Source organism: Microcoleus sp. Pol7_A1, assembly GCF_036701085.1.
In the GTDB taxonomy this organism is placed as follows: domain Bacteria; phylum Cyanobacteriota; class Cyanobacteriia; order Cyanobacteriales; family Microcoleaceae; genus Microcoleus; species Microcoleus asticus.
The window spans coordinates 1-3,812 of sequence record NZ_JAUBQD010000134.1; the positions used below are offsets into that span (position 1 = coordinate 1).

The following is a 3,812-nucleotide window of genomic DNA, read 5'->3' on the forward strand; positions in this document are numbered from 1 at the left end:
CTTAAAGCTCGATTTTAACTGGGTTAATTGCATCAGATTTAAGAGTTTTAAGAATGGTTTTCTCAGATACTAGCTCAAGCACAAATATGATTTTTTGTCAACTTAATTTAGATGCGTTTACCCTGAGCTGGTAAGCGAGGATATTCAACCATTGCAGACGACTCAATGAACTGTCCCAAATGCCAATCCGCTCAAATAATCAAATACGGACATACTCATTACGGCAAACCGCGATTCCGGTGTCAAGACTGCAATCGGCAGTTTGTCGAGAATGCGAGCCGACAACCGATTGATGAGGCAACTCGTCGATTGATTGATAAGTTGTTGCTCGAACGCCTTGCGCTGGCAGCGATTGCACGAGTAACTGGTGTTTCTGAACGTTGGCTACAACTGTATGTCAATCAGAAGTTCTACGAGACTTCAAAGGTCATAGAAGTCACTAAAAAAAAAGTAGGTCGGCTGACGATTCAGCTTGCCGGAGATGTGGTCATTTGTGGGTTCCAAAGAGAACAAACAATGGATCTGGTTAGCCATTGATGCCGATAGCCGTGAGATTGTTGGGGTCTTCGTTGGAGATCGTTCTCGGCAGTCAGCAACAAAGCTTTGGCAATCCTTGCCGCCCGTTTACCGCCAGTGTGGGATCTACTACACCGATTTTTGGGAAGCGTATGAACAGGTGCTACCGAGTAAGCGTCATGGGGCCGTTGGCAAAGAAACGGGAAAAACCAGTTACCCAAGAGCGATTCAACAACACGCTGCGACAGCGAGTGGGGCGATTGGTTCGTAAAACCTGGTCGTTCTCCAAGAAATTGAGTAACCATATTGGTGCTATTTGGTACTTTGTGCATCATTACAATGCCTCTCTTCGCTCTTGACCATTACTATTCACCACTACCCTTGTGTTAAGCTGATTGCTCCGACTACGGTGAATGAGAACTCCCCGATAAAATGGTTTTAAATCGTATATTCTACTACATTTTGAACGTACACGGGTTCTTGTTAACGCCAATACAACACCCATTTTATTATCCAAAAAACGAGTTGATAGGGGTCGATATTTTTCAGTTTTTCCCAAAAAGGAAGACCTCAAAGTTTGCAATCTTTCAGTGGCAGACTGACTGCTGCGTACGGTCTTTTTTTCGCGTCAAATTTTGTTTTTGTAGTTCGCTCCACATGATCCTATGATTGACAGCTTCCTTGTAGTTCAAACGCCAATATTCACTTGGGTTCTGACAGCGTGCTATCCGGATATTTTTCTGCCATCTGGATCGATTCATTTGTGCGCGGCGAGTTTAACAAACTGTTAAGACTTCCAGCCTGTTGTTTGGGTTGAATATGACCAGTCATTTGTTTTTGTTGATTTTTTGAACCAACCCTTTACTTACATCAAATCTGGCCGCTACTTTCCTAATTGATGTATCACCTTGTTCATAAATTTTAACTATTTTCTTACTCGTCTCGCTCGAATAAGGTTTAATTTTTTTGGGTTATTTACTAAATACACTGTATCGTATATACATGGAATTTGCTTTATCTATTAGGACAATAGTCCGGACTGTTTTAGTTCGTAGTCTGAAACCTTCGATTTTTCGTTGGTAGCTCGATTGCCTTGGAGCCTTGAAACCCTTATTCTACGGTTTGCAATCAAAAACTGTCCGAAGTATTGTTAGGATAAAAATTAAGCTGGGAAATACATTAAAAAGCAATGGGAAATGGCAATGACGCAAGTTGTAATTGTGGGAGCGGGACCAACTGGTGCGGCACTTGCCTTGCTGCTGGTGAAACGAGGTATTGCCGTAACGTTGGTTGAGGCGGCAAAAGATTCCTACCGAGTGTTTCGCGGTGAAGCGTTAATGCCTAGCGGATTGGATGCGATCGCCCAAATGGGCTTATCCACAATCCTAGAAGGTGTTCCACACCGACAAATTGATGCCTGGGAATTCATTGTGGGCGATCGGCAACTATTTCGAGTTGATGAGCCAATGGGGTCAAATCGACCTTGTACGCTGGTATCGCAACCGCCTTTGCTAGAAACACTAATTTCAGAAGCTCAGTTACATCCAGAGTTTGAATTTATCTCAGGTGTTCCCGTAAAAGATTTACTCTACAGCAACGATCGCATTGCGGGTGTAAAGCTAGGAGATGGGCGAGAGATTCCTGCTGCACTTGTGATTGGTACAGATGGTAGAAACTCGGTTGTACGACAACGTGCAGAATTAGAGTTAGTAAAACAGCATAAGAGTATAGATGTTCTGTGGTTTAAACTTGCCGCTCATCCTCGGTTTGTGGCGGATAATGTATTTTATTCCATCCTCAATGGCGGTAGCGGATTCAGTGTCTTTCATGGGGCAGAATCAGGAAAACTTCATCTGGCTTGGGTGCTATCGGCAGATGACAAAACGGATCGGAAACACACAGACTGGGCAGAAACTTTCGCATCGCGATCGCCTGCGTGGATGGCAGAACATTTCCGCAACTGTGCGGATACGATCGAATCTCCGATGCGATTATCTGTTGTGGTTGGTCGCTGTCCGCGCTGGCATAGGCCAGGAATCATACTTTTGGGGGATGCTGCACATCCCATGTCTCCGGTTCGCGCTCAAGGAATTAACATGGCGTTCCGCGATGTAATTGTTGCCGCCAATCACCTTGTACCTTTATTGAAAGCAGGGGCTAATTACGAGGATATTGACTTAGCATTATCGCGGATTCAGGCAGAACGCGAACCAGAAATTATTCGCGCCCAACAACTTCAAGCACAAGAAGCGTGGAAAGGCGAACAACTGCGAAAAAATGGATTGTTGCGTTTGTTGATGATGCAAACGGCTCCGTTTTTGGGTGAAAAAATTAAACAATTTTGGGTGAAAGGACAGTATGAATTGCGCCAAGGAGTAACGCAAGTAAAATTGGTTGTATGAAAAGAGGAAATTCAAAATTAGGAGAAAATTGTATGCGATCGACAACTCTCAAAGGACCGATCGGCACTATTCACATCATCGAAGCCAGCCCCCCTGCCAGCGCTGGGGAGTCGGAACCGCTGCCGGTGGTGTTCGTGCACGGTATGGCGGTTTCTGCGAGCATCTGGGATGCCCAGCTTGCCCGTGTCGCCCGTACCCGACGCGCGATCGCCCTTGATATGCGGGGACACGGTGATTCTGCACCGCCGGAGGACGGCAACTATGCGCCCGCCTCCTGTGCAGCGGATGTTTTCGCCGTACTGGATGGGCTGGGACTCGATCGAGTGGCGATCGTCGGGCACAGTTTCGGTGCTTGTATTGCCCTCGCCACAGCAGCCAGCGCACCGCACCGCATCGCGCAGTTGATCCTGGCAGACCCACCTGGAGATTTTACCAAGGTGCCTGCAGAGGTGCACGAGGGACGGATCGTCCCCTACCAGAGGGCTCTGGAGACCGAGGATTGGCGGGCTGCTGTGGAAACCAGCTTCAATGAGGCACTGACAGGAAGCAGGGCCCAGACGCGCGATCGGATACTCGCTTGCTTGGCGGCGACTCCACAGGATTGCCTGTCTGGAATGTCTCGCGGGATGTTTGCCTTTGAAGCTGTTGATGCTCTCGATCGCTACCTAGCAGCCCCTGGAACACGAGCCCACGCCATTATTGCTCCCTCAAACACTTTTCCGTTCAGTCTCCACGTCCTCCGTCCCACGCTGACGACAACTACGCTACCCGATACTGGACACTGGCTGATGCTGGATGCGCCAGAGGCCTTTGCTAGGGAATGAAAATTTAATAACATCAGCGATGTATAATAAATAAATGAGTGAATATGAATAGGTTTATGTTTCGGTAGAG

4 protein-coding genes and 1 pseudogene are annotated in these 3,812 nt (G+C 47.1%); 3 read left to right on the forward strand and 2 right to left on the reverse strand.

Annotated features, from left to right (window positions below):
• Positions 1 to 165 precede the first annotated feature (165 nt).
• Positions 166 to 875 (forward strand): annotated as a pseudogene (locus tag QUA20_RS31400) (IS1 family transposase).
• Between the two features lie 343 nt (positions 876 to 1,218).
• Here QUA20_RS31400 and QUA20_RS31405 read toward each other — a convergent pair.
• Positions 1,219 to 1,347, reverse strand: coding sequence for a hypothetical protein (locus QUA20_RS31405; RefSeq protein WP_333194242.1), 129 nt, complete (start codon positions 1,345 to 1,347; stop codon positions 1,219 to 1,221).
• Positions 1,344 to 1,478, reverse strand: a complete 135-nt coding sequence (locus QUA20_RS32245) for a helix-turn-helix domain-containing protein (RefSeq protein WP_445304738.1) — start codon at positions 1,476 to 1,478, stop codon at positions 1,344 to 1,346. The genes QUA20_RS31405 and QUA20_RS32245 overlap by 4 nt, the downstream gene beginning before the upstream one ends.
• A 240-nt stretch (positions 1,479 to 1,718) precedes the next feature.
• Here QUA20_RS32245 and QUA20_RS31410 point away from each other — a divergent pair, with 240 nt between their 5' ends.
• Positions 1,719 to 2,918 (forward strand): FAD-dependent monooxygenase, encoded by a 1,200-nt coding sequence (locus tag QUA20_RS31410; protein WP_333194243.1) that lies wholly within the window; start codon positions 1,719 to 1,721, stop codon positions 2,916 to 2,918.
• Between the two features lie 32 nt (positions 2,919 to 2,950).
• A complete protein-coding gene (locus QUA20_RS31415; RefSeq protein ID WP_333194244.1) occupies positions 2,951 to 3,742 on the forward strand; it encodes an alpha/beta fold hydrolase in 792 nt (263 codons plus the stop codon).
• The last annotated feature ends 70 nt before the right edge of the window (positions 3,743 to 3,812 follow it).